This window comes from Chryseobacterium sp. OV279 (assembly GCF_900128945.1).
GTDB lineage: Bacteria > Bacteroidota > Bacteroidia > Flavobacteriales > Weeksellaceae > Chryseobacterium.
Genome location: NZ_FQUD01000001.1, coordinates 137,745 through 161,701, shown reverse-complemented (window position 1 = coordinate 161,701; position 23,957 = coordinate 137,745). Strand labels below are relative to the sequence as shown.

At 38.2% G+C, this 23,957-nt stretch carries 17 protein-coding genes and 1 tRNA gene; 6 read left to right on the top strand and 12 right to left on the bottom strand.

Going from position 1 to position 23,957, the window contains the following annotated elements:
• Window positions 1-10: 10 nt before the first annotated feature.
• Window positions 11-580 carry a Crp/Fnr family transcriptional regulator gene (locus tag BUA72_RS00660; RefSeq protein WP_072922454.1) on the bottom strand — a complete coding sequence of 190 codons (570 nt, stop codon included), beginning with the start codon at window positions 578-580 and terminating at the stop codon, window positions 11-13.
• Between the two features lie 145 nt (window positions 581-725).
• Here BUA72_RS00660 and BUA72_RS00655 point away from each other — a divergent pair, with 145 nt between their 5' ends.
• The 3 genes from BUA72_RS00655 (at window position 726) to ligD (ending at window position 4,053) form a co-directional block, all read left to right on the top strand.
• Complete coding sequence (locus tag BUA72_RS00655) at window positions 726-1,508, top strand: non-homologous end joining protein Ku (protein ID WP_072921334.1); 783 nt, start codon at window positions 726-728, stop codon at window positions 1,506-1,508.
• Entirely contained in the window at window positions 1,508-2,113 is a 606-nt protein-coding gene (locus BUA72_RS00650; protein ID WP_072921333.1) for a DNA polymerase ligase N-terminal domain-containing protein, read from the top strand. The genes BUA72_RS00655 and BUA72_RS00650 overlap by 1 nt, the downstream gene beginning before the upstream one ends.
• A 71-nt stretch (window positions 2,114-2,184) precedes the next feature.
• Complete coding sequence (ligD, locus tag BUA72_RS00645; protein ID WP_072921332.1) at window positions 2,185-4,053, top strand: DNA ligase D; 1,869 nt, start codon at window positions 2,185-2,187, stop codon at window positions 4,051-4,053.
• A gap of 180 nt (window positions 4,054-4,233) precedes the next feature.
• On the opposite strand, the gene BUA72_RS00640 is transcribed toward ligD, so the two are convergent.
• The 5 genes from BUA72_RS00640 to BUA72_RS00620 form a co-directional block, all read right to left on the bottom strand.
• Window positions 4,234-5,079, bottom strand: a complete 846-nt coding sequence (locus tag BUA72_RS00640) for a mechanosensitive ion channel family protein (protein WP_072921331.1) — start codon at window positions 5,077-5,079, stop codon at window positions 4,234-4,236.
• Window positions 5,080-5,453: 374 nt separating this feature from the next.
• Window positions 5,454-6,188 carry an SDR family NAD(P)-dependent oxidoreductase gene (locus tag BUA72_RS00635; RefSeq protein WP_072921330.1) on the bottom strand — a complete coding sequence of 245 codons (735 nt, stop codon included), beginning with the start codon at window positions 6,186-6,188 and terminating at the stop codon, window positions 5,454-5,456.
• 293 nt (window positions 6,189-6,481) lie between these two features.
• Window positions 6,482-6,844, bottom strand: a complete 363-nt coding sequence (gene yajC, locus BUA72_RS00630) for a preprotein translocase subunit YajC (protein WP_034723294.1) — start codon at window positions 6,842-6,844, stop codon at window positions 6,482-6,484.
• A gap of 9 nt (window positions 6,845-6,853) precedes the next feature.
• Entirely contained in the window at window positions 6,854-7,366 is a 513-nt protein-coding gene (locus BUA72_RS00625) for a DUF1573 domain-containing protein (RefSeq protein WP_072921329.1), read from the bottom strand.
• A 1-nt stretch (window position 7,367) separates the two neighbouring features.
• The gene (locus tag BUA72_RS00620; protein WP_047452917.1) at window positions 7,368-8,273 is read right to left on the bottom strand and encodes a transcription antitermination protein NusB; all 906 of its coding nucleotides are present in this window, start codon (window positions 8,271-8,273) and stop codon (window positions 7,368-7,370) included.
• 90 nt (window positions 8,274-8,363) lie between these two features.
• Between BUA72_RS00620 and BUA72_RS00615 the strand changes: the two genes are divergently transcribed.
• The 3 genes from BUA72_RS00615 (at window position 8,364) to BUA72_RS00605 (ending at window position 12,596) form a co-directional block, all read left to right on the top strand.
• Window positions 8,364-10,025: an ABC transporter ATP-binding protein gene (locus BUA72_RS00615; RefSeq protein WP_072921328.1), complete on the top strand. Its 1,662-nt coding sequence runs from the start codon at window positions 8,364-8,366 to the stop codon at window positions 10,023-10,025.
• 99 nt (window positions 10,026-10,124) lie between these two features.
• On the top strand, window positions 10,125-10,460 hold the full coding sequence (locus BUA72_RS00610; protein WP_034701927.1) for a DUF3276 family protein: 336 nt from the start codon (window positions 10,125-10,127) through the stop codon (window positions 10,458-10,460).
• A 300-nt stretch (window positions 10,461-10,760) separates the two neighbouring features.
• Window positions 10,761-12,596: a M1 family metallopeptidase gene (locus tag BUA72_RS00605; protein WP_228407821.1), complete on the top strand. Its 1,836-nt coding sequence runs from the start codon at window positions 10,761-10,763 to the stop codon at window positions 12,594-12,596.
• A 126-nt stretch (window positions 12,597-12,722) separates the two neighbouring features.
• Here BUA72_RS00605 and BUA72_RS00600 read toward each other — a convergent pair whose 3' ends face one another.
• The 6 genes from BUA72_RS00600 to BUA72_RS00575 all read right to left on the bottom strand — a co-directional run bounded on the left by BUA72_RS00600 (window position 12,723) and on the right by BUA72_RS00575 (window position 23,898).
• Window positions 12,723-17,768: a DUF4132 domain-containing protein gene (locus tag BUA72_RS00600; RefSeq protein WP_072921325.1), complete on the bottom strand. Its 5,046-nt coding sequence runs from the start codon at window positions 17,766-17,768 to the stop codon at window positions 12,723-12,725.
• Window positions 17,769-17,792: 24 nt separating this feature from the next.
• Window positions 17,793-18,227, bottom strand: a complete 435-nt coding sequence (locus tag BUA72_RS00595) for a hypothetical protein (protein ID WP_072921323.1) — start codon at window positions 18,225-18,227, stop codon at window positions 17,793-17,795.
• Window positions 18,228-18,498: 271 nt separating this feature from the next.
• Window positions 18,499-20,736, bottom strand: a complete 2,238-nt coding sequence (locus BUA72_RS00590) for an RCC1 domain-containing protein (protein ID WP_072921321.1) — start codon at window positions 20,734-20,736, stop codon at window positions 18,499-18,501.
• A 599-nt stretch (window positions 20,737-21,335) separates the two neighbouring features.
• Window positions 21,336-21,411 (bottom strand) — tRNA-His (locus BUA72_RS00585).
• Between the two features lie 35 nt (window positions 21,412-21,446).
• Window positions 21,447-22,166, bottom strand: coding sequence for a bacillithiol biosynthesis deacetylase BshB1 (bshB1, locus tag BUA72_RS00580; protein WP_072921319.1), 720 nt, complete (start codon window positions 22,164-22,166; stop codon window positions 21,447-21,449).
• A gap of 82 nt (window positions 22,167-22,248) precedes the next feature.
• Complete coding sequence (locus BUA72_RS00575; RefSeq protein WP_047452924.1) at window positions 22,249-23,898, bottom strand: tetratricopeptide repeat protein; 1,650 nt, start codon at window positions 23,896-23,898, stop codon at window positions 22,249-22,251.
• Window positions 23,899-23,957: the final 59 nt, after the last annotated feature.

Genomic DNA, 23,957 nt, shown 5'->3' with positions numbered 1-23,957 from the left:
TTGATTTTTTTTACACAATATTCCTTCTGATACGGCTTAAAGACGAGGGAGTAATTCCCAGGTAAGAAGCCAGCATAGATTGTGGAACCCTGTTCGCAAGCCCCGGATAATGATCTAAAAAATGAATGTAGCGAGCCTTGGCATCCAGATTGAGCATTGTGCTTGCAACCTTAAGTTTATTCTCTGCCACAAAAGCATGAACCTTGGCAAACAGAAAAGGCCAGATGGCAATTTCTTTCTCAAGCTTTTTAAAATGATCAAGATCTATGGCCAGCAGCACTCCGTCTGTGACCGCTTCAATGTATTCAAGTGAAGGCATCTGATCCGCAAAGCCGTGGAAATCTCCGATAAACCTTCCTTCATAGATAAAGTAGCGGGTAAAATCATCCCCCAGTTTATTGTAGTACAGGGACCGGAAAACCCCTTCTTTTACAAAAGCGATCTTTCTGCTTACCTTTCCGGCTTCTATGAAAGCTTCTCCTTTTTCTATGGTGATTTCCTGCAGGCCTTCAGCGATCAGCTGTTCCTCCTCAGCATTGAGTATTCCGAATTTGCGGATGTAGTTAAAAAGTTCTTCCATGTTTATGTTGCCTGAATAGTCGGGAACTATAAAATTATAAAAATACGCCGGAGCAGCCATTGTCATTTGACAACAAAGCCGATAAAAAGTACCACATCATCTTTCCACGGCATGTTAATTGATTGATTTTTAAAAACGTAAGACAATGAAAGCAATCTGGAACGGCGCCATTGGCTTCGGTTTAGTCAATATCCCGGTTAAAATTTATTCCGCCACAGAAACCACAAAACTGGACCTCGATATGCTCGATAAATCTGATTTTTCCAATATCAAATTTAAAAGAGTCAATGAGAGTACAGGAAAAGAAGTGAAATGGGAAAACATTGTGAAAGGCTATCTCATGGATGATAAATACATCGTTCTTGATGAAGAAGATTATGAGGCAGCCAGTCCCGAGAAAACAAAAATACTCTCCATCGATCAATTTGTAAAGGAAGCTGAAGTAGACAGTGTATACTTCGAAAACCCTTATTATCTGGAACCTCAGAAGAACGGTGAAAACGCCTACAGGCTTCTTCTAAAAGCATTGCAGGAAACAGAAATGGCTGGAATCGGAACCTTTGTTCTTCGCGACAGTGAAGCGATTGGGATGATCAGACCTTATAAAGATATACTCGTTCTGAACCGTCTCCGATTTGATCAGGAAATAAGAGATTATAAAGATTTGAAAATTCCTGCCGCAAAAGCTCCCAAACCTGCAGAACTGAAAATGGCTGTAAGTCTTATCAAACAGCTTTCTCAGGACTTTGATCCGGCGATGTACAAAGACACTTATTCTGATGAACTGATGAAGATTATCAGAAAAAAAGCAAAAGGCAAAAGCATTAAAACGAAAAAAGCCGAACCTGCAAAAGAAGGTAAGGTTATAGACCTTATGGCTCAGCTGAAAGCCAGTTTACAAAGTCCCAAATCTAAATCTGCATCCTAATGGCTCTGAAAGATTACCAGAATAAAAGAAAGTTCGATGAAACTACCGAACCTCAAGGCAAAACGAAAAAAAGCAAAGACAAGCTTATTTTTGTCATTCAAAGGCATGCTGCATCGCGTCTTCATTATGATTTTCGTCTGGAAATGGATGGAGTACTGAAAAGCTGGGCCGTTCCGAAAGGTCCTTCATTAGATCCCAAAGATAAAAGACTGGCAATGATGGTGGAAGATCACCCCTATCATTACAAAGATTTTGAAGGAAATATTCCGGAAGGAAATTACGGAGCCGGTCAGGTGGAAGTCTGGGACAGCGGAACGTATGAGCCTTTAGATAAAGACAGCAAACTGTCGGATGAAAAAGAACTCATGAAAGAACTTCGTTCTGGCTCATTAAAATTTATTCTGCACGGGAAAAAGCTGAAAGGAGAATTTGCTCTTGTTAAAATGAAAAACACGGAGGATAATGCATGGCTGCTCATTAAACACAAGGATCAATTTGAAGAAAGTCCTTATGATGCTGAAGAAAACACTTCACCAAAATCTCTGGTGACGAAATTTTTAGAGGAAAAAAAAAGCCCAAAAATAAAGGAAAGAAAGAAGTTATAACCTCTGAAAAAAGGTTTAAAAATTTCAATTCATTAACGAACGAAAAAAAATTAAGCTCATTCATCAAACCGATGCTGGCCAAACCTTCTGATCAAGCATTCGACGATGAGGACTGGGTTTTTGAAATCAAATGGGACGGCTACAGAGCTGTTGCCGATCTCAGCCATACCCATCCCCTGTTCTACTCCAGAAATGGGATTTCATTTTTATCAAAATTTGAAAAAGTTGTAAAAGACTTTGATCAACAGAAACATAAAATGATTCTGGATGGTGAAATTGTGGCTTATGACGAGCATGGTAAACCTAATTTCCAACTTCTGCAACAGATCGGCGATCATCCCGACATGGCTCTCACTTATCAGGTTTTTGATCTTCTCTGGCTGAATGGTCATTCTACAGAAGAACTCCCTCTCTTACAACGCAAGGAACTTTTAAAAGAAGCTTTAACGGAAACGGATGTGATCAAATATTGTGATCATATTCCCGAAAAAGGAACTGCTTTTTTCAACCAGATGAAAAAAATGAAGCTGGAAGGAATGATCGCCAAAAAAGCCGACAGTTTATATGTGGAAAACCACAGAACGAATGACTGGCTTAAAATAAAATTCACGAATACGGATGAAGCCATTATTTGCGGATTTACAGAACCCAAAGGCTCCAGGGAAAATTTCGGAGCTTTAATTCTGGGAAAATATATTTCAGGAAAGCTGATTTACTGTGGCCATACAGGAACAGGTTTTAATCATGAATCTTTAAAACAGCTTTATGAAAGACTCCAAAAACTGATCCTAAAGACTTCTCCATTTGAAGCGGTTCCGAATACGAATATGCCCGTAACATGGACAAAGCCTGAGCTGGTATGTGAAATTAAGTATTCCGAAATCACAAAAGACGGAATGTATCGACATCCTGTTTTTGTGGCGATCCGTGAAGATAAAGAACCTGAAGATACAGATACTTCAACCAACAAAAATCCTAAAGAAATGAAAGCGAAGATGCCATCCAAGAAATCAGAAAGCTCTGAAAAAGAAAAGGAAGTTACACTGGATAAACATAAAGTAAAACTAACCAATCAGGATAAGATCTATTTTCCAAAAGATGACATTACGAAAGGAGATGTCATAGCCTATTACCAGTCCGTTGCTTCATATATTCTCCCTTATCTGAAAAACCGTCCGCTGTCTCTCAACCGTTTCCCCAACGGCATTGAAGAGCAGGGGTTTTACCAGAAAGACGCAGGTGACAGTATGCCAGACTGGGTCAAAACAACAAAAGTCTACTCGGAATCCAATGACAAATACATTGATTATGTGTACTGTAATGACAAAGCAACTTTGGCGTATCTGAATAATTTAGGCTGCATCGATCTGAATCCATGGAACAGTTCGCTTCCGGATCTGGAACACCCGGATTATCTGGTATTGGATTTAGACCCGTCAAAGAAGAACACATTTGATGACGTGATTGAAACAGCGCTTCAGGTGAATGAAGTTTTAGATTCAATTAAAATTAAAGGTTATTGTAAAACTTCGGGAAGTACGGGAATCCATATTTATATTCCGACGGGTGGAAAGTATGATTTTGACCAGGTAAAAGATTTTGCACACATTCTGATGAAACAGGTGAATGAAAAGCTGCCGAAACTGACCACTCTTGAAAGAAGTTTACAGAAAAGGGATGATAAGAAAATTTATCTGGATTATCTGCAAAACAGGACGGGACAGACTTTAGCAAGTGTCTACAGTTTGAGACCCAAAGAAGGCGCTTCCGTTTCTATGCCTTTGGAGTGGGAGGAAGTAAAACCGGGTCTGAAGCCTACTGATTTTACCATTCATAATGCTTTGGAGAGAATCAAGGAAAAGGGCGATTTGTTTAAGCCTGTTTTGGGAAAGGGAATTGATATGATGAAAGCGTTGGAATTGTTGGGAGTTGGAGAGTAGTAGGGTTTTAGGGTCGGAGAGTTTTAGAGTTGCGGGGTTGGAGTCCTTTCACATTTCACTTGCACAGCAAAATTGACCATTGATGTTTCCAAGTCTCATGTCTGAAATCTCACATCTTCATAAAAAAATCCTGCACTAAATAAATGCAGGACCTGTTAGTATTCGTTAAAAACACATCTGTTATTGGTTATAAACATGAATATCTCTTTGAGGAAAGGGTATTTCAATTCCGGCTTTATCAAGAGCTGCTTTACAGTTGATGATTAACTCTTCATTCATGGCCCAGAAATTTTCATTGGTTGCTGTTGCCCGTACAGATAAATTCACGGCGCTATCTCCTAGCTCGGTAACGACTACTTGGGGTGCAGGTTCTTTAAGAGCATATTGATTACTGTTGATAACTGACAATAAAATTTCTTTTGCCTGTTTCAAATCAGCAGTATAGGAAACTCCTATATCAAACCAGGTTCTCCGGGTTCCCAACTGGGTGTAATTGGTAATACTTTTATTTGAAATTTCTCCATTAGGAATGACAATTAACTGATTTTGAGGTGTGATCAATCTTGTATGAAAAACATCTATGGCATTCACGGTCCCGGAAACCCCTGAACTGACTGAGATAAAATCACCTATTTTGAAAGGCTTCAACAGTAAAATAAGTATACCTCCTGCAAAATTTGTAAGAGAACCCTGCAAAGCCAGACCTACTGCCAATCCTGCCGCACCTATCATCGCTACAAATGCAGAGGTCTGTACTCCCAGCTGGGTAACCACCACAATAAAGAGCAGAATATTAAGACCCCAACTAATAATGTTTAAAAGAAAAAGCTGTAACGAAGCTTCCATATTACGCTTTTTAAAAGCTTTTTCAACGAGTTTTTTAATCATTCTGATAAGCCAGGACCCAATCAGGTAGATCAGAAATGCTGAAATAACAGCGGTAATAATCTTAGGAGCCCAAGCAATTGCTGAGGATATGAAGTGATCCCAATGCTGTTGAATACTGTTTATTTTTAAATCATCCATTTTCTACTGTTTATTTTTAATTTAAATATTTATTGACTGAATTTTGTAGGCAACCCAATTTCCAGGGGAAATGTGACGTACTGAATACTGAAATACACCCTTAAACCTTTTGGCCTAAAGTAATGTTCAAAGAAATTATAGTTGGATAGCGCGAAAGCCTGTTGTGGCTTTACTCAATGATCGTTTTAGAAGTCGAATCCTGTAGAAGGAAAATTCCGAGTGATAAAAATAATGAAAAAAATATGGATGCTCAGTTGGGTATACAACCGTTTTTTCAATGATAAAGTTCAGGTTATAAAAACAAAACAATAAATGGAAATTATCATTAAATTTTATGACCCTTATTTTCTAAAATATAGATTTAATGAAAAATATTAAGGAAGCTTAGCCACCAAACCTTCCGGAAGAATTTTCAAAATCAGATAAATCATCTTCCACTTAAAATTCGGGACGATAGTGAAAGAATTTCCTGCATTGACAATATGTTTTGCGACATAATCCGGCTCCATGATCAGAGATTCGTTGAGCTGCAGCCCTTCATTGATCTTTGTTCTGATATAGCCGATCACCAAAGCATTGACTTTTATTTTTCTTGAAGCCAGTTCCTGTCTTAAACCGGCTAAATATTGGGTAAAGGCAGCTTTGGTACTTCCATACACAAAATTACTTTTCCTTCCTCTTACTCCCGACAGTGAAGACAGCCCAATAATTCTTTCCAGATGGGTGTTTTTCTGATCCATTGCAATAATATTCAGAATGGAAACGGCTCCCATATAATTGACCTGCATCATCTGCTGAGTGCCTTTAAAGTCAATCAATGCTTTTTCATTGTCAACCAGAAAACCTGCTGCATAGACTGCAATATGTGGTTTTACCGGAAGAGCATCACAAAATTTCTGATGAGAATCAAAATCTACAGCGTCAAAATAGAGAATGGTCACCTTTGAAACATCCAGTCTGTTGTCTGCGACGAATTTCTCAAGTGAGGAGGTATCCCTTGAAGCTGCAATGACAGAAAATCCTTTCTGAATGTACTGTATGATACATTGTTTGGCTACATCTGAATTGGCGCCTAGAATGAGAACGGTTTTGTCTGTATTTTGATTCATGGTGCAAAGATATTTTATTTGATTTTAATTTTTAAACACAAATTTCACGAATAGGTTCACGGATAACACTAATTTGAGGAATTGGGGGTTACGAGATTCGGGTTGTTGGATTCACACTTCACTTGCGAAGCAAAATTCACCATTGACCTTTCTTAATCTCAATCTTAGCCTTAACCTAAGAAAGTCTTGTGTCTGAAATCTTGGCTCTTGGTTCTTGATTCTTTTAGCTCTATAAAAAACTCGGCGCGGTGAACTTCGTTCACCGCGCCGAGCGATATTTTCAAACTGAAAAATTATTTCTTTTCAGTATCAATTTCTTTTTTCTCTGCTGCTTTTTCTGCAGCTGCTTTCGCTTTTTCTCCAAAACGCGTTTCAGTAAATTCTCTTGAAACTGCCGCTTTTTCGAATTTCAGTTTTCCAGATAAGGTTTCGATCACGAATCCGTCATCCTGAACCTGAGCAATTCTACCGTGAAGACCTGAAGTAAGGACTACTCTGGTTCCTACTTTTAAAGTTTCCTGGAAGGTTTTCTCCTGCTTCTGTTTTCTCATCTGTGGTCTTATCATCAGAAAATAAAACCCCACAAACATTACCCCCATCATGATCAGCATCATAGATGAAGACCCCTGCTGTGCCTGTAAAAAGATTGTCAACATATATTTATATTATGGTTGGATGTTCGCTGTGAACGTTAATTTGATAGGAGCCTTATCTACGTTAGCAAATACATCTGCATACTTCTGAACGTTTCCGTCGAAGCTTGAAGAATCAAAATGCAAAGTGATTTTTCCTTTTTTACCAGGAAGAATTGGTTCTTTTGTAAAATCAGGAACAGTACATCCGCATCCTGGCTTTACTTCAGAAATCACCAAAGGATTTTTTCCTGTGTTTGTCACTTCATAAACGTGCTCTACTTTTTCTCCTTTTTTGATTTTTCCAAAATCGAAGCTGTTTTCAGATAGGGCAATAGATGTCAATGGCTGGTTAGAAACCGGAGCAGCAGCTGGTTCAGCTGAAACCGGAGCAGCGGCAGTAGGAGCTAAATTGGTTGCACCCGCTGTAGAATCTGTAATATTAGCAACTTCTGCACCTGCAGCAGCTTGCTGATTTTCTTTTTTACAAGAAACCAAACCAAGGCCTATAATAGACAAAGCGATAATTGATAACGTCTTTTTCATGTTAAATTCTATTTTGATCTTTACAATATTTATCCAAAATTCCGTTAATGAAGATATTGGAACGGTCCGTTGCATATACTTTTGCAATTTCAATATATTCATTGATAATAACTCTTGAAGGCGTAAAAGGAAAATTATCCAGCTCAGAAAGCGCTGTCGACAAAATGACTTTATCCATTAATGAAACTCTTTCAAGATCCCAGTTTTCCAACCTTGCACTTAGCTTTTTCTCATTAGCTTCCCAGTTGTTCAGGGTATCTCTCAGAAGTTTTCCTGCGAAATCTTTATCCTCTTCATCTTTAATCATTTTGATTAATGTTCTGCTTTCTTCATCCTCCTTCAGGAAACCGATTGTTTTCTGTACCATTGAGTTGGCGATGTGGATATCATCGTACCATGAAAGTTCTTTATCACTAAGATATTCCTGAAAATCATCATTCTCAGCGATGTATCTTAAAAACAGTTTCCCGATAAACTTCTGATCTTCTTCAAAAGAATATCCGTCTTCCTTCATGAAATCCTGGTAACGCTTTCCTGCAGTAATTCTCTGGAAAGTTTTCACCAATATATCATCATGCATATCCCACTTCACCTGCTTGTGCTGGCCTGTGAAAAACAATCTCTCAGGATTTTCTTCCAGCTTGATCAGTACCTGGTTATTGATGAATTTTTGGTTAGGATTTATTTCAGCATCGGTTTTAAGATATTTATTCTTCCCAATTTCGATCTGAGTCTCTGCCAATTCTTTCAGAGCTACCAAAAAATTAAGCTGATAGATATAGAGATTATAGATTTTCTCTATTCCAGAGAACATATTTTTCTCTAAAATATCAAACTTTACAGGATTCTGATAGTAAGAATACACTGTTTGTACTACTTTTTCACGGATTTGTCGTCTTCCTAACATTCAAAGAGCTTTTTATGGGTGCAAAGATACAAAAATTAAAATTGATGAAATTCGTAGTCTGCCTACATTTTTGTAAATTTGTAAAACTTTATGAAAGCGCTAAAAACCTTAAACCCTTACTTTTGGAAGCACAAAATATTATTGTTTTGGGGGTTATTATTTATCATTGCCAGTAATTTCTTCAATATATATAAAGTTCAGTTTGTAGGAAAATCTGTGGACGAACTTACCAAAAGCGGCAACCTGGGCTTCAACAACCAGGTTTTAGTGTATGTGGCCATTATTGTAGGCTGTTCACTTCTGACCGGATTTTTCACTTTTATGATGCGCCAGACGATCATCGTTGCATCCAGAAGAATTGAATATGAACTGAAAAATAAGATCTACAGACATTATCAGGAACTTTCGCTTACAGATTACAAACAAACTACGATCGGTGACCTTATGAACCGGTTAAGTGAGGATGTAGTAGCAGTAAGAATGTATCTGGGACCGGGGGTGATGTATGTGGTAAACTTGGTGATTCTCCTTGTGATCACCAGTATTTATATGTTGAAAACAGATACGTCTATGACTGTATGGACGTTGTTGCCACTTCCTATTCTATCCTATATTATATTTAAGGTAAGTTCGATCATCAATCAGAAGTCGAAGATCATGCAGAAAAGCCAGTCTGCGATTTCTACTTTTGTACAGGACAGTTTTTCGGGAATCAGAGTGGTAAAGTTTTTTGCTAAAGAAAATTACATCAAGAAGAATTACGGCATCAAAGTTACTGATTATCAAAACAAAGCTTTGGATTTAGCGAAAACAGAAGCGTATTTCTTTACCATTATTTTATTTGTAATCGGACTACTGAACGTGGCTGTTATTCTTGTAGGCGGACAGAAATATATTGCCGGAGAGCTGAGTGTGGGTAAAATTGCCGATTTCTTCATGTATATCAATATCCTGATCTGGCCATTTTCCATGGTAGGTTGGGTAACTTCTGTAAATCAGAGAGCTGAGGCTTCAATGCAGAGAATCAATGAATTTCTTAATAAAAAGTCGGAAGTTATTAACACTAACTTTGAAAACTATCCTATTAAAGGAGATATTGAATTCAGAAATGTTTCCTACGTTTATCCGAACACCGGAATCAAAGCATTAGATAATTTAAGCTTTACAATCAAAGCAGGTGAATCTCTGGCGATCATGGGTAAAACGGGGAGCGGAAAATCTACGATTGCCCTTCTGCTGTGCAGACTGATTGATCCTACAGAAGGTGAAATCCTGATTGACGGGAAGAATCTGAAAGATCACAATCTGACCAATTACAGAAATTTCATTGGATACATTCCTCAGGAAAGCTACTTATTCTCGGATTCTATTGAAAATAATATCGGTTTTGCCATTGATCATCCTTCCCATGAAAAAGTGGTGGAATATGCCAAAATTGCAGACGTAGATAAGAATATTGTTGAATTTAAAGAGCAGTATAAAACACTTGTTGGTGAACGCGGGGTAATGCTTTCGGGAGGCCAGAAGCAAAGGATATGTATCGCAAGAGCTTTAATAAAGGATCCGAATATCATCATTTTTGATGATTCCCTGTCTGCTCTGGATACCGAAACGGAACAGAATATCCTTGAAAATATCGACAGAAAAATCAACAATGCCACGTCCATAATTATCACACACAGAGAGTCTAGCGCTCAAAAAGCCGATAAAATCATCAACCTCACCGAAATTGCCAATTCTGTAACTGCTTAGCCGTTTCATTCTCAATTGTTAAATAAATCATAAAAAAAATTTTGTGATTAAAAGAATTCTTTTATATTTGTTCTTAACAAGATTAAAAAATATCTAACAATGAGTGAATACAAGGAACGCCATGAAAATGAAATTTTCACTAAGGTGTTAAAAGCAGGGAGAAGAACTTATTTCTTTGATGTGCGCGAGACGAAAGCAGGAGATTATTATCTTACGATTACCGAAAGTAAAAAGAACTTCGGGGAGAATGGGGAAGCTACATTCGAGAAGCACAAAATTTATCTTTACAAAGAAGATTTTAAAAGTTTTCAGGAGATGTTTAATGAATCCACAGATTTCATCATTAACGAGAAGGGTGAGGATGTAATATCAGAAAAACACGACAAAGACTTCAAAAGCAAATCATTCACTATTGATTCTGACGACGAAGTTTAACAAAAGAATATCTAAAAACACAAGCATCTGAAAAAGGTGCTTTTTTTATGCCCTTCATTGTCATTTCAGCATATAAACAGAACGCCTGATTCAAAAAGGAACATTTGAAACGATAGAATTTCACACGAAATAAAATGAACAGCTATATATTGAAATAATGAAAAAATAAATTATATTCGCATTGAATTATTTCGATAAAAAACAAATTTATTAACAATGAAAACACGCATTATTTACATTCTATTAAATATTCTATCATTTTCATTTGTATTTTCACAAGAAGGAAAACACCACACTGACATGATTTCAAAAAAAGAAAAGAAGTCAGCGTTGAGTAAAAAGAACGTTCAGTTCAATCCAAATACGGTTAACTACGATGTTACTTATCATAAATTAGAATTAAAAGTTAATCCAAGCGTAAGAAACATATCCGGAAAAGTGACCACCACCTATACAGCTCTATCGAATATGAATACCATCACCTTTGACCTGGTCAGTCAGATGGTCGTAAGTTCTGTAAAGCAAAATAATGTAAACCTTTCATTCATCCAAAATGCAAACAAAGAATTAGTCATTACCCTTCCCAATACACAACTGGCGGGTACAAGTGCATCTGTGGAAATCACATATGCCGGTATACCACCCAGTACGGGACATGTCTTTTTTACGACCCACAACAGCTCGCCTATCTTCTTTACATTATCAGAATCATTCGGAGACAGAGAATGGTGGCCATGTAAGCAAGACATGAGAGATAAAATAGACAGTATTGATTTGTATATTACAGCACCATCCCAATATGTAGCGGTTGGAAACGGTGTGGAACTTGCCGCTCCAGTCATTTCCGGCTCTGATAAAACCACCCATTTTCATCACAATTATCCCATTCCGGCATATTTGGTTTCCGTCTCTGTGACCAATTACAGCACTTTTAATCAGACCGGGGGTACCGCTCCCAATACCTACCCGATTATTAACTATGTTTTTCCCGAACACCTGAATCTCGCACAAAATAATTTAGGTCAAGTGCCTTCCTTTTTAACTTTTTTCGAATCCCTGTTAGGGGTCTATCCTTATAGTAATGAAAAATATGGAAATGCGGAAGTTACCGAGAGCGGAATGGAGCATCCTACAGTCTCTTTTATCAGCAATTATAACAGATATATGATGGAACATGAAATGGCCCATCAATGGTTTGGAGACAAAATCACCTGTGCTACATGGAACGACATATGGCTCAACGAGGGATTTGCCACTTTTATGGATGAACTGCTTATAGAACATTATGATGGTAATGCAGCAGGCATATCGAACAGAACCAGCCTGATCAACCATATCACTTCACAACCTAACGGCGCGGTATATCTTACGGATGCAGAAGCCCTTGATGAAGACCGTATTTTTGACGGCCGTCTTTCTTACAATAAGGGTGCGATGGTCCTAAATATGTTAAGGCTTAAGCTGGGTGAAACCCCATTCCTGCTTGGACTTAAGAATTATATAAATGACCCCAATTTAATATATAAAACTGCAGGAACGCCAGATTTCAAAGCTCATATGGAAGCGGTTTACGGAAGCAGCCTGACCGATTTTTTCAATGACTGGATCTACAATCAGGGCTATCCTGTTTATACCATTAAAGCTCAAAATATGGCAGCTGGCCAGGTAAAAGTTCTTGTGAGCCAAACTCAGTCCCACGCTTCCGTTAATTATTTTGAAATGCGTTTACCATTACAGTTCACAGGCGCGGGAGGCCAGGTGTATAATACTTTTGTAAATAATACCGTAAACAACGAGTCATTCACAGTGAATGTTCCTTTTACCATAACCGGAGTAAGATTTGATCCGGAAAAACATATTATCTCAAGGAACAATACGGCTACATTAGGACTTGGAAACGTTGATTTTGAAAAAGATCAAATCGAAATTTATCCCAATCCGGTAAGTAATATTTTAACCGTAGATCATGTCACTCCTATTGATAAAGTGACCATGACCAATATGGTAGGTCAGGCAATACCCGTACATTTTATCAATAAAAACCAGATTGATTTTTCTAAGTTCAGTCCGGGGGTCTATTTATTACAGGTGCATACTCAAAACAGTACAAAAACTTTAAAAATAATAAAGAAGTAGGGCCTATCATTTCCTGCTGAATTTATCAGGAAAATCTCCGATCGCTTTTTAAATTTACAATTCCCCTTCAGGTTACATTTAATCATCCACCAACCGATAAATGATTAAATGTAACGTAGGGAATGATTAGCTATATTCTCGTTTTATCTGCGTAAGAATTGTTGGGTCCTGTATTTCATTGTCTTTGGCTAATAATAATACTTTAGACATCACTTCCGCAGACTTCGGATCGTCATCCGCAAAAGGAAGGAACAGTCTTCCTCTGTGTTGTGAGTGAACAGGAAGGATAGACAGGTATTTGCCGGGAACCTGATGGACAACCGCACTGCCCAAATGCACACTGTAGTCTCCCATAGTACCTTTCACCAATACATGAGAACCTTCAATACTTACGTTATCCAGTTTAAATAAGCGGGCCGTTTCTTTCATCAATACGGCACGCATTTCAATGGAAGAATGGCTGGCTTCCGGATCTACTCCCCCTACGTGAGCTACCGATACCACGAGATCTATATCCCGCATCACTTCTGAAAACAATCTTGGATTAATAGTTTCAAAAGGAATATTTTTATAATCTTTTAATGAATGGAATTCTATGGTTTCCAGAGTCGGACTTTCCACTTCGGCTGGTGAAAACCAATTGGCAGCGGCATACATTTTCACCTGGAAGCCTTCCTTATGATACACTTTCTGAAGACCTTCTTCGTAATCTACTTTCCAGCCTCGTGTTTTAAGCAGTGCCAATGCTTGTTTCGGCTGAACCTGATGTCCTGCATAACGGCGTGACACTGATTTCTCCTTCAGCTCATCCGGTGTAGGCACATATAATTCCCTGAATATCTGCTTGAACGGCTGAATCAGTTTTTCCGTAAAACAATAGTGCTGATAATCGCTCCACACCCCATGCTGATGAAGATCTACACAATGAACAATCCTCAGCGTATTGGTTTCATTTAATTCCTGAATTTCTCCGTGAGCATTCACCAGATTCCCGTCATGATAGAATCCTATTTTATCATCATTGGAAATGAATACAAGCTTTTCCAGATGCTTTACAATAACCGGATGTTCAAAAAGATTTTTAATTTCTGCAAAAAAGAACTCATCTCCTCTAATCATCGCTTCTTCCAGCCCTTTTCGGGAACGGGTCCACTGTTCACGCATGATCTTACGGTAATTTCCCAGTTCTATAATTGCTTTATCTTTCTTGATTTTCGGCGGAATGGATTTCAGCTGCTTATCATCCCTGAATACGACCATTTCGGCTTTACCATCGTCTTCTATAATCAAACCTACCGTTACTCCATCAATGGTCACCTGCGTTTCTTTTGATAAAATGGTTTGAATCTGTTTGGTTTCCATCGCCCAGGTCAGTCGGATTGGATCCGGATAGCCTGCATTTCGGGCTAAGTTTTCCAATGCCACACGAATAGCCAGCGCTTCACTCGCCTGTTTCATGGAACCAAATTCTTTACTTTCCTTTTTAAACTGCTGAATGTATTCATAGCGACTCAGGACATCTTTCTCAGGATTGGCTTTACTTAAGGGTACAAGTCCATACACCCGGAGATAATCCTGATCGCGCTTATCTTTTACTTTAGCCGTTACTTCTTTTATTTTTAAATCACCGGTAAGCGTATCGGAATACAGTCTTGCCCGGCGGTGTCCGTTTCCATCGGAGATATATTTAGCAGATTCATACAGCATTTCCCAACGGGCTTTTCCCAGTTCTCTGTAAGCTTGTGTAAACCAGTCTTTATCCACTGCCCCGTCCTGGAATTCCTGAACATCTACGGATGAGTATTTAGCCACTTCACTTTCAAGTTCTGAATTCTGAGCCTGATAGGCGCTGGTTTTGGTATGCGCGTGCATCCACCAGATTGCTGAATCCAGCCCTTTCCAGCCTAAGTAATTACTGATAAGCTTCTGCCATTGTGGTGCATAGACAGCAGCCTGTATCAAACGGAGTTCTGAAATCTTTTCTTTCTTCATCATCTCATTGAATGATTCCTGAGTATCACTTTCCAGAGGATGAGAATTTTTGATCAGATAAGAGAACAGTTTCTGCTTGGTCATACTTTCGTTGCCATAACTATAGATGTAGTTGGCGTACAATGTTGACTTTCCGAGCCCTTTCAACAACTGTACAAGACGGTTGGTTCCATAAATGGTCTGAAATTCCTGTACAAATTGAGAAACGGCAGTATTCGCATCACCGCGTATAAGCTCCACATCCAGGAATTTATTCTGAATGTCTTCGATCATCGGTTTCAGGAAAGGAAATGTATCTGTATATTTTTCCTGATGATGGTAAATCGTATGGGTCTTGGCTCTGGTAAGATCCCTTATAACGGAGTCTGCCGTGAAAATACCTTCATAAAGTTCGTCTTTTGTAATAACGTTCAGCTCATACGCTTTACAGAATAAATAGAAATTCGGAACCGAATGTTTTTTATTTTCTTCCAGACCATTATACTGCATCCAGCGGTAAAGATTCCACTGTTTGATATATTGTTCATCGGTAAGGTCTTTAAAAGGCACTGCCTGTAAAAACACACTGAAAAAACCCAGCTGCTGCCAGCCGGTTCCTCCACCATAATAATAGGTATTTTCTTTTGCTTTGTAGTTAATGATATCGTCCTGCAAATGGGCAAACAGAGTACTGCACGCATCAATCAGGAAATCTGTTTTCTCTTCAAATACAAATTTATACTGTAAAACTTCCAGAATTCTTTTAACAGGATTATCCCAATAGTAGTCGCTTTTCAAAGGATTAGGTATGATATCCTTGTAATAGAATACATAATTTTCCAGGAAATCTCTGAATTTTTTACGGTCGCAGTTTTCAGCAAACGTCAGCAGAAATAAATCCCTCGGCTGAAGTTCCGAATCTTTATACCACTGTGCCCATACTTCATGCAGCGGATAGTTTTCAGCGATCTGTTCAGAGGTAAAACCTTCCGTATTGTTTCTGATGTGTCTGTAAGTATTGCCCATCAATACAGTTATTTTTGAGCCATTCCAATCATCAACTTCGTATTCATGATCTTTGTTTTTAAGGAATAAAGCATTGAGCTTTTCTAATTCTCCTTTAATATGGTTCATGGGTTGTGTAAAACCATACTTATCTTTTTTCGTAGCCTGTGCGTATACAGAATTGGCTTCCACCTTAGGAAGTTCAAATTTTGAGATCACAGAAGGATCATAAAACCCGAATCCATTGTCTGCGGAAAGTATTTTTTGGTCAGCAGAAGGATTAAGCTGATCCAAAAGACTCTTTTCCCTTTCTGATACTTTCGGTTTTTCTGAAAACTGTTGGGTCCAGCTTCCAATCTGGGCAGAGACTCTTTTGTCCTTTTGAAGCTGAAGCATAATATCCAGAGAAGCGGTTCGCTGCTCGATATCTCCTTTTACCATTAATTCTTCAACCAATGGACTCACTACTCCATCTTCCTGCTGTACGACCAATTCTATCAGTTTCTTCCGAAGTGTCCCGCCTTTTCTTTTGAACATATCAAAGAAAATCATCAGTTCCTCTTTGCTCAAAGGGTTTTGCTGAAGCACATTGATCCCCGAAGCCACTAAAGATTCTCCTCTGTCTTTTATAATTTTAAATGCAAATTCTTTCTGGAACGGCGTTACTGCCTGCTTTTTCTTTCCAAAATTATAAGAGTAGGAATAACAGTAGAAATCTCCTAAAATACCTCTTGACAGCTGTTCACGCAATGAAAGGTCAAACTGATCAAAATAAGAAAGAACCAGGTCCAGTTTTTCTTTATCATCACCTACCAAATAAAACATCGACGCGTATAAATTGCTTTTGCTGAACGTCGCATTGAGCCAGGAGAATATCTTGCCTTCAAATTTCTTTTCCTTTACGTCAATCTTTTGGGTAAGCTCATGCAGTTTTTCAAAGAAATCAGGATAATCTGTATTGTTGATATAGAATTTTGAAGCTGCATTGGCATTTAATAATGTTGATAAGGGTTCGCCCGCAAAAGCCAAAACCTGCAGATCACCTTCCAGTACCGCTTTGTAATATAATGGCATCTGGATATACGGATCCTGGGTTTCTCCGGCAAATTTTATAGCCAGACATTTCTTTTCCACACTGCCATGGTCATACAATTGATGCAGATATGGAACCGCTTTTTCCACATTCCATACAGACTGTACCCAAAGCGCCATATAGACTTCATTGTTGTTCTTGCTTTTTATAACATCCGGAATCATTTCAGGATTGTTGAAATAGGTATGAGCGAGTGAAACAATATTCTTCACCACCGATTCTTTTTCCGCATCCCAACCCAGACCTGTCCAAGTATCTATGGAACGGACAACAGATGAGAAACGGGTGAGTTTATGTTCTACAATCACATTCGTCATATATTCCAGTGCACCGATGCTGGTTTCATCCAGAGCTTCCAATACCGTTTGTCTTAGACCTTCCTGCCGCTGTGCCGCTAAAAGGAGTTTTTCCACGAGTTCCCAGCAATGTTTCTGCTCGCTGTTGAGTAATGCTTTGATGATATTCCGCGATACTTTTCCTTCAGGATGTTTATTGAAAATAATATCTTCAATCAGTTGATAAATGGCTGTATTTCCTGTGTCAATGGCTGCAGACCAGATATAAAACTGGTTTAGACTGTTTGAAATCTGACTGTCGTAGATGATCTGCTCTTCCAGGGTAAGATTATAATATTGCTCACCTCCCTGAGTGTAAGAATAGACACTTGGAAACTGCAGAAGACCTCCTATTAAATTAACCTGATTGAGAAAGATATACTTTTCATTGTTAGGTGCACGGAAAGATCGTCTGTAATAACCTGTCTGATACATTTTATTTGGCATTTTATTCCAGGCATGTTTTACCAGATCAGCATTGTCGCCAAAGAAATAAACCAACAGCTTGTAATATTCTTTGTCTTCCCACATATTGGGTTTGATATATTTTTTGATTTTTTCCATACGTTCGGAGCCCAGGCTTAAATCTTCAAAATAGTTGGTTTTACCCACTATTAATAATCCCAGTTCCGCTACCTCTTTCTTAAGTTGAGGTTTTGAAAAAACTTGGGATAATAAACCTTTTTCTGTTTGCTCTTTTAAATCTTTCCTTAAATTCCGATAATGGTTGACGATCTTTTTCGATTCTAATTTTTCTATAATTTCCATGTATTTTGAGATTCAGTGTTTTAATTACCAATAACTTCCTGCAAGAAAGGTAAGCCTGATGAAAGTAAATGTATGCTCCAAGCTCAGGTCTATCGTTTCGGAAAGGTTTTCCAGCTGCTCGTCATTATAAAAAACGGCAAACATTCCGTCTTCGAAAGCCTGTATCGCATTTTCCTGCGCCTTCTGAAGATTGGCTTTCTTTTCGTTATAAATACTTCCAAAACCTGCCTTACCGGTGTCTGTAAGAATATTCAGATAGTTTTCCGAAGGTATTTTCGTATAATCTGTATCTTCCAATTCAAATGATTGCGCATTGAATGCTTCCACCTGCTGCTGAACAATTAGTTGTAATAAATCATCCAATGATATTCTGGAATCATCATACATAATTTCAAGCTTCTGCTCCGAAAGAACAGGATGTTTCCTGCCTAATTGCTTTACCGTTACCTTTATTTCCATATGTGAAGTTGATCTCAATAAATATAGGAAAATTTTTAACGGATACTGTTTTAAAACCTTGAAGAACGGTTATGAATTAAATCATCAATCTGGAAAAATTACATTTTTTTTGACCTGAATATGTTCTAGAACATAAGATGATTAAAAATAAAATTTCAGGAATAGTATAAAATAAAAAAGCACACTTTAAAAAGTGTACTTTTTTTATAAATCACAGTCAAAAACCAGATCATATGAATCAATAATTCATTGATCTAATGTTTGATATATTTTATTTTTTAATGACTTTCAACGTTTTACTGTCATCATTTGAATTGACTTTAACCAAATAAACTCCTGCTGCTAAGCCGGAAAAATCTAATGTACCTTCATTAGCGTTTATCGTTTTGCTCAACACTTCCTGACCTAACAAGTTGTAAACTGACACCAAAGATATCTTCTGATCAAACGAAATAATTAGTTTGTCATTAACAGGGTTCGGATGTGCTTTTAGAGCGTTTTTCGCCATTGTAAAGTCATCAACCCCTAAAGTTGGGCAGGCAATAGCTGTCGGAATATTTTTATCCACAGTAGAACCATCACCTAACTGACCATAAAGGTTTAACCCCCATGTGCTGACAGTACCATCGCTCTTTAAGGCAAAAGTATGTGATATTCCAGCAGCAATAGCTTTCCAGGTCGTAAGACTGCCCAGTTGTGCAGGAACGTTGGTGTTCGTCGTCGATCCGTTTCCTAACTGGCCATATTGATTTCTTCCCCAAGTCCACAGTGTTCCGTTGGATTTTATGGCAAGGGTATGATTTCCTCCTGAAGCAAGGGTCTGCCAGTTAGTGGCAGTTCCGATTTGTGTTGGAATATTTTTATTTGCCGTTGTTCCATCTCCCAATTGTCCATTGGCATTATACCCCCACGTCCAAAGGGTTCCGTCTGTTTTCAGTGCAGCGACATGAAGCGTTCCAACACCAAGACTTTGCCAGTTGCTGGCGGTTCCAACCTGAGTAGGGATCAGCCTGTTGGTAGTGGTAGCATCTCCGATAGTTCCATAAGTATTGCTACCCCAGGCCCAAAGTGTTCCATCTGTTTTTAATGCAATGGTAAAATCCTGTCCGCATTGAACAGCTAACCAATTGGCAGCAGTTCCTATCTGAACCGGTACTAAACTGGTAGTCGTGTTACCAGTACCTAACTGCCCATAAGGATTGAGTCCCCAAGCCCATAGTGTTCCGTTATTTTTTATCGCTACTGTATGATACATTCCGGTATCAAACGTTTTCCAGTCGGTAGCAGTTCCTACTTGTACCGGGCTATGTTGCTCTGTATTTGTCCCATTACCCAATTGACCAGAATTGGCTCCCCAGGCCCAAAGCGTTCCATCTGTTTTCTGAGCAATGGTATGGTTGCTTCCACCAGCAATTTCTTTCCAGTTATTGGCAGTTCCTATTTGTTTTGGGGTTGATCTGTTAGTGGTTGTCCCATTTCCTAACTGTCCTGAAGTATTAATTCCCCAAGCCCATAATGTTCCGTCTGTTTTTATAGCTACACTATGCAGACTCCCTGCATTCACTTTTTGAAAACAACCTGGCAGACCAGCACTTGGCGACATTTTCACTAAACCCAGCTGTAATGTTCCCAGCCAGATCGTCCCTGAAGATTGAGTACGGACTGCACTGAAATAGTCATCAGGCAAACCAAGATTTGTATTGTTTCTCGTGTAAGTGGTACAATCCGTAAAGTTTTGCAAACCTGATCCGTTAAATCCAATCCACACTTTGCTGTTACTGTCAACATCCACGGCGTTAGGATTGTATCCAGCAAGACAAGAAGTGCTTTGATAGATAAACGCAAGGTTAGTTCCGCTCGTTGTTACTGTAACTAAACTGTCAGAACCTTGCAAATAGATCGTATTGTTGGCAATTCTCAATATTTTTTGAGTTCCCTGCGCTATAAAATTATAATCAGTTCCATTAAATTTATACAATACACCGCCATTGGTAACCCAAACTCCGTTATTAGTGTCTGTTGCTACAGAATTCAGACTCGTTACAGCGGTATAATTAGACCATGTTGTACCATTGAATTTTGTAAGACCTGAGTCTGTTGCAATCCAAAGGTTATTTTGTCCATCAACGGCTATATCATTGATTGCATTAGTTGGCAAACCTGAATTGGAAGTTGTATAATTAGTCCATGTTGTACCGTTATACATAATAATTCCATTAAGTTGGGAGGCCATCCATTTTCTTCCCAGGCCATCAATTTGAATCTTTATAATTGAATTGGATGCAATACCGGAATTGGTCGTATTGTAATTGGTAAAAGTAGTTCCGTTAAAAGTTGACACTCCATTATAAGTGGCAAGCCATAACAGTCCATTGGCATCAGTTTTAATATCAGCAATATAATTGCTCCCTATTTCTGAATTCGAAGTATTGTACGTTGTGTAACTATACGTTTGTGCGAATGCAGAAATTGAACTGAGGATTAAGAATAAAAAGTAGAGTTTTTTCATGGTTTTTAATAAAATAATTCTCTTCATGTTTAGTTTCATAATGTTTTCCTACTCGTTTAGCTTTTCGGTTCCGCTTCGTTTGAATGGTTTCTGAACTCCATATGAAATGACAACTTTTCAAAATCAAATTCAATAATGAAAAAGAGAGCTATGATTTTAAAAAGTATTTGGTCGGTTAAATAATACGGTATCATTACCAGTAGAAGATTCGAAGTTTCCCCAGTATTAGTTGATTATATCCCGTATGGAAAATAATCTGATAAAGTGTGTTGATTACACAACCTGCACTTATAAAGAAATTTTGAGGATTTACTTTGATTCCAAGTTTCCGGAAACAATCAGTATTAATGAATTAACAGAGTAAATTCAGCGTAATTTTTCTCATTCTCATAGTTTAATGTTTTTAAGTTAAGGTTCTAGTTTTTGTTCACAAAATGCATCATCATGATGACATTTTTATGTTCTGAACTGCAAAAATATACTTTTCTTACGGAGTATCAAACAGTAAATGAGAATTTACACACCAAATAGTGTTTATTAATTTAGCATTGGAAATGCATAGAAATAAAAAAAGTACACTGTAAAAGTGTACTTTTCTAGGGTGAATGAGGGGTCTCGAACCCCCGACCTTCGGAACCACAATCCGACGCTCTAACCAACTGAGCTACAATCACCGTTTTGTGAGTGCAAATATAGGGAAGATTTTTTAATTACCAAACAATTCCGTCAAAATTTTTCATCGCAATGAGCTTCTCAGACGTAAATCCCTCAGCATAAGTCACTCCCGATAAACGTCCCAAATCCTGAGCACGGTAGGTCAGGCTTTCAAAAAAGTCTTTTGTGGCAATCGGAGTAACCGGTTCATTGGATGTAGGATCATAAAACTGTGTTTTGAAGGCCATGCATGCTGCGATCTTCTTATCTAAATGCTCAGATATGTCAATTACAAACTCAGGTTTGATATCTTTCCACTGGATGTAATGAAAAATCTGCTTCGGTCTCCACACTTCCTGATTTTCGCCATCTAATTGGGTTTCAATTTTTCTCAGTCCGGCAAGGAAGCACGCATCTGATACTAATTTCGCGCCTTTTGCATGATCCGGATGTCTGTCATCAATCGCATTAGCTAAGACGATTTCCGGGCGGTATTTACGGATCATTTTTACGATCTCCATCTGATATTCTTCAGAATTGACTAAAAAGCCATCTTTCATGCCTAAGTTTTCTCTTGCAGAAACGCCCAGGATCTTTGCGGATTCAGCAGCCTCCAGTCTTCTGGTTTCATCGGTTCCTCTGGTCCCGAGTTCTCCTCTGGTAAGATCTACAATAGCACATATTTTTCCTTCCGAAATCATTTTAGCGATTGTTCCGCCGCACCCCAGTTCTACATCATCAGGATGAGCTCCAAAAGCAAGTATGTCTGTTTTCATATCTTCAAATATAAGATTTAAAATAAAAACTTCCCAAACATTGAGAATGGGAAGTTTTAATATCTATAATTTAAATTTTAAATTACTTATTGATTTCTGCATTTAATTTTACAGCATCCTGGTAAGTAGGATCAAGCTGTAAAGATTTAGCTACATAATCTTTTGCTTTTGCTTTATCAGAATCTTTGTTCATATACGCTACCGCGAAGTAAGCATATGCTAAAGTCTGTTTGTTAGCTTCTGCATCAGCTGGTTTTACGGTAGTGATGAATTTCTCGTATGCTAATTTCGCAGCATCATTGTTTCCTGCCTGCTGGTAAGAATATCCCTGACTGTAATACGCTGGTGCCCAATCCGGAAGAAGTGCACTCATTTTCTGCCATGTAAGAATAGCACCGTTCCAGTTTTTAGCATCCTGATAAGCTGTCGCTAACTTGAATAGAGAATCAGAATCCTCTTTGTTAGCCGCTACTTTTTTCTTTAATGCTTCAATTTCCGGAGTAGTCGGTCCTTTCTCTGCTTCAGCCTGAGAAGCTCCACCACCTGCAATATTCGCAAGTTCGATATCCCACTTCATCGTTTCATCTTTAGCTGCTTTAGCAATAGCAATTTTCTGCTGAGCTTCTGTAGTTAAAGCTGTTTTTTTAGCTGCATCAGTTTCAGTTTTAGCCAATCCTGCCGCGATAAGTCCCTGAAGACCCTGGTCAGCCGGCTGGATTCTTGTTTTTTCAGCCTGAGATACGAAAGTATCCATATTCTGTTTTGCCTCTGCATAGTTTCCGTCTGCATAAGACTGGTAAGCTCTTAATTTAAACTTGATAGGATCATCAATTTTATCAAAAATCTTATCTAATACAGTTTTAGAGTTTGCATAATCTTCGTTAGTGAAATATAATTTAGCAATTTCTAACTGAGTATATGGATCCTCATCTGCATATTTTGTATAATTGATAAGGTCTTGTGTTGCTTTTGCGTTTTCCTGATATCTGATATCATAAGAAGCCAAAGCTTTGTATGCTGGTGCATAAGTTGCATCTACACCAATAGCTTTGTCAATGCTTTGTTTAGCTTGCTGCCATTGCTGTGCTGCCATCCATAAAGTAGCCATTCTTGTATAAACAGATGCTTTATTTTTAGCTAGAGGTAATGCTTTGTCATAAGCAGACATCGCTTCACCCGGTGCTCTTTTAATTCTGTAAGCATCCCCAAGCGTATAATAGTAATGAGCAGGAACTCCTTTTTTCTCAGCTTTTTCAACAGCTTTTGTCAGGAATTGGATCGCTGCATCAGGAGCGTTATTTTTTTCAAATAAAGTTAAAGCTTCAGCAGCTCTGAATAATACTTCCGCATCTTTCTCTCTGGAATCTGCTACAATTTTCTGAATTTCAGCAATTGCGCTTTTATCCCCTTTCCCTAACTTCACAGTAGCCAAACCGATTTTGTTCAGGTAGCTTTTGTTATCAGCAGCTAAACCTTTGTTAAAGCTTTCAACAGCTTTAGCATAATCAGGTTCACCCTGCTTAAGGTAAGTATTCCCTAAATAGAAGTAATTTTCTGCTGTAGGTGCTTTGGCAACCATTTCAGTGAAATTGGTTTTAGCCTGTGCGTATTTATCACTGTCTATACTGTTAATACCATCCTGCAACGTCTGTGCAGAGGCTAAACCGGCAAAAAATACCACGGCTGCTCCAAAAGCAATTTTCTTTACATTCATAATCATTATATCTTTCATTTTATATTTTCTATATTTTGAGTTATAAGCTCCACAATTTTCAGACCAAAACAAAGTTT

Bases quoted from the DNA above. Each gene is read 5' to 3' on its own strand.
- BUA72_RS00600 (WP_072921325.1), bottom strand. From the start codon at position 17,768: ATGGAAATTATAGAAAAATTAGAATCGAAAAAGATCGTCAACCATTAT.
- BUA72_RS00655 (WP_072921334.1), top strand. From the start codon at position 726: ATGAAAGCAATCTGGAACGGCGCCATTGGCTTCGGTTTAGTCAATATC.
- BUA72_RS00605 (WP_228407821.1), top strand. From the start codon at position 10,761: ATGATTTCAAAAAAAGAAAAGAAGTCAGCGTTGAGTAAAAAGAACGTT.
- BUA72_RS00590 (WP_072921321.1), bottom strand. From the start codon at position 20,736: ATGAAAAAACTCTACTTTTTATTCTTAATCCTCAGTTCAATTTCTGCA.
- BUA72_RS00575 (WP_047452924.1), bottom strand. From the start codon at position 23,898: ATGAAAGATATAATGATTATGAATGTAAAGAAAATTGCTTTTGGAGCA.
- BUA72_RS00610 (WP_034701927.1), top strand. From the start codon at position 10,125: ATGAGTGAATACAAGGAACGCCATGAAAATGAAATTTTCACTAAGGTG.
- ligD (WP_072921332.1), top strand. From the start codon at position 2,185: ATGCTGGCCAAACCTTCTGATCAAGCATTCGACGATGAGGACTGGGTT.
- BUA72_RS00625 (WP_072921329.1), bottom strand. From the start codon at position 7,366: ATGAAAAAGACGTTATCAATTATCGCTTTGTCTATTATAGGCCTTGGT.
- bshB1 (WP_072921319.1), bottom strand. From the start codon at position 22,166: ATGAAAACAGACATACTTGCTTTTGGAGCTCATCCTGATGATGTAGAA.
- BUA72_RS00595 (WP_072921323.1), bottom strand. From the start codon at position 18,227: ATGGAAATAAAGGTAACGGTAAAGCAATTAGGCAGGAAACATCCTGTT.
- BUA72_RS00635 (WP_072921330.1), bottom strand. From the start codon at position 6,188: ATGAATCAAAATACAGACAAAACCGTTCTCATTCTAGGCGCCAATTCA.
- BUA72_RS00640 (WP_072921331.1), bottom strand. From the start codon at position 5,079: ATGGATGATTTAAAAATAAACAGTATTCAACAGCATTGGGATCACTTC.
- BUA72_RS00660 (WP_072922454.1), bottom strand. From the start codon at position 580: ATGGAAGAACTTTTTAACTACATCCGCAAATTCGGAATACTCAATGCT.
- BUA72_RS00620 (WP_047452917.1), bottom strand. From the start codon at position 8,273: ATGTTAGGAAGACGACAAATCCGTGAAAAAGTAGTACAAACAGTGTAT.
- BUA72_RS00615 (WP_072921328.1), top strand. From the start codon at position 8,364: ATGAAAGCGCTAAAAACCTTAAACCCTTACTTTTGGAAGCACAAAATA.
- yajC (WP_034723294.1), bottom strand. From the start codon at position 6,844: ATGTTGACAATCTTTTTACAGGCACAGCAGGGGTCTTCATCTATGATG.
- BUA72_RS00650 (WP_072921333.1), top strand. From the start codon at position 1,508: ATGGCTCTGAAAGATTACCAGAATAAAAGAAAGTTCGATGAAACTACC.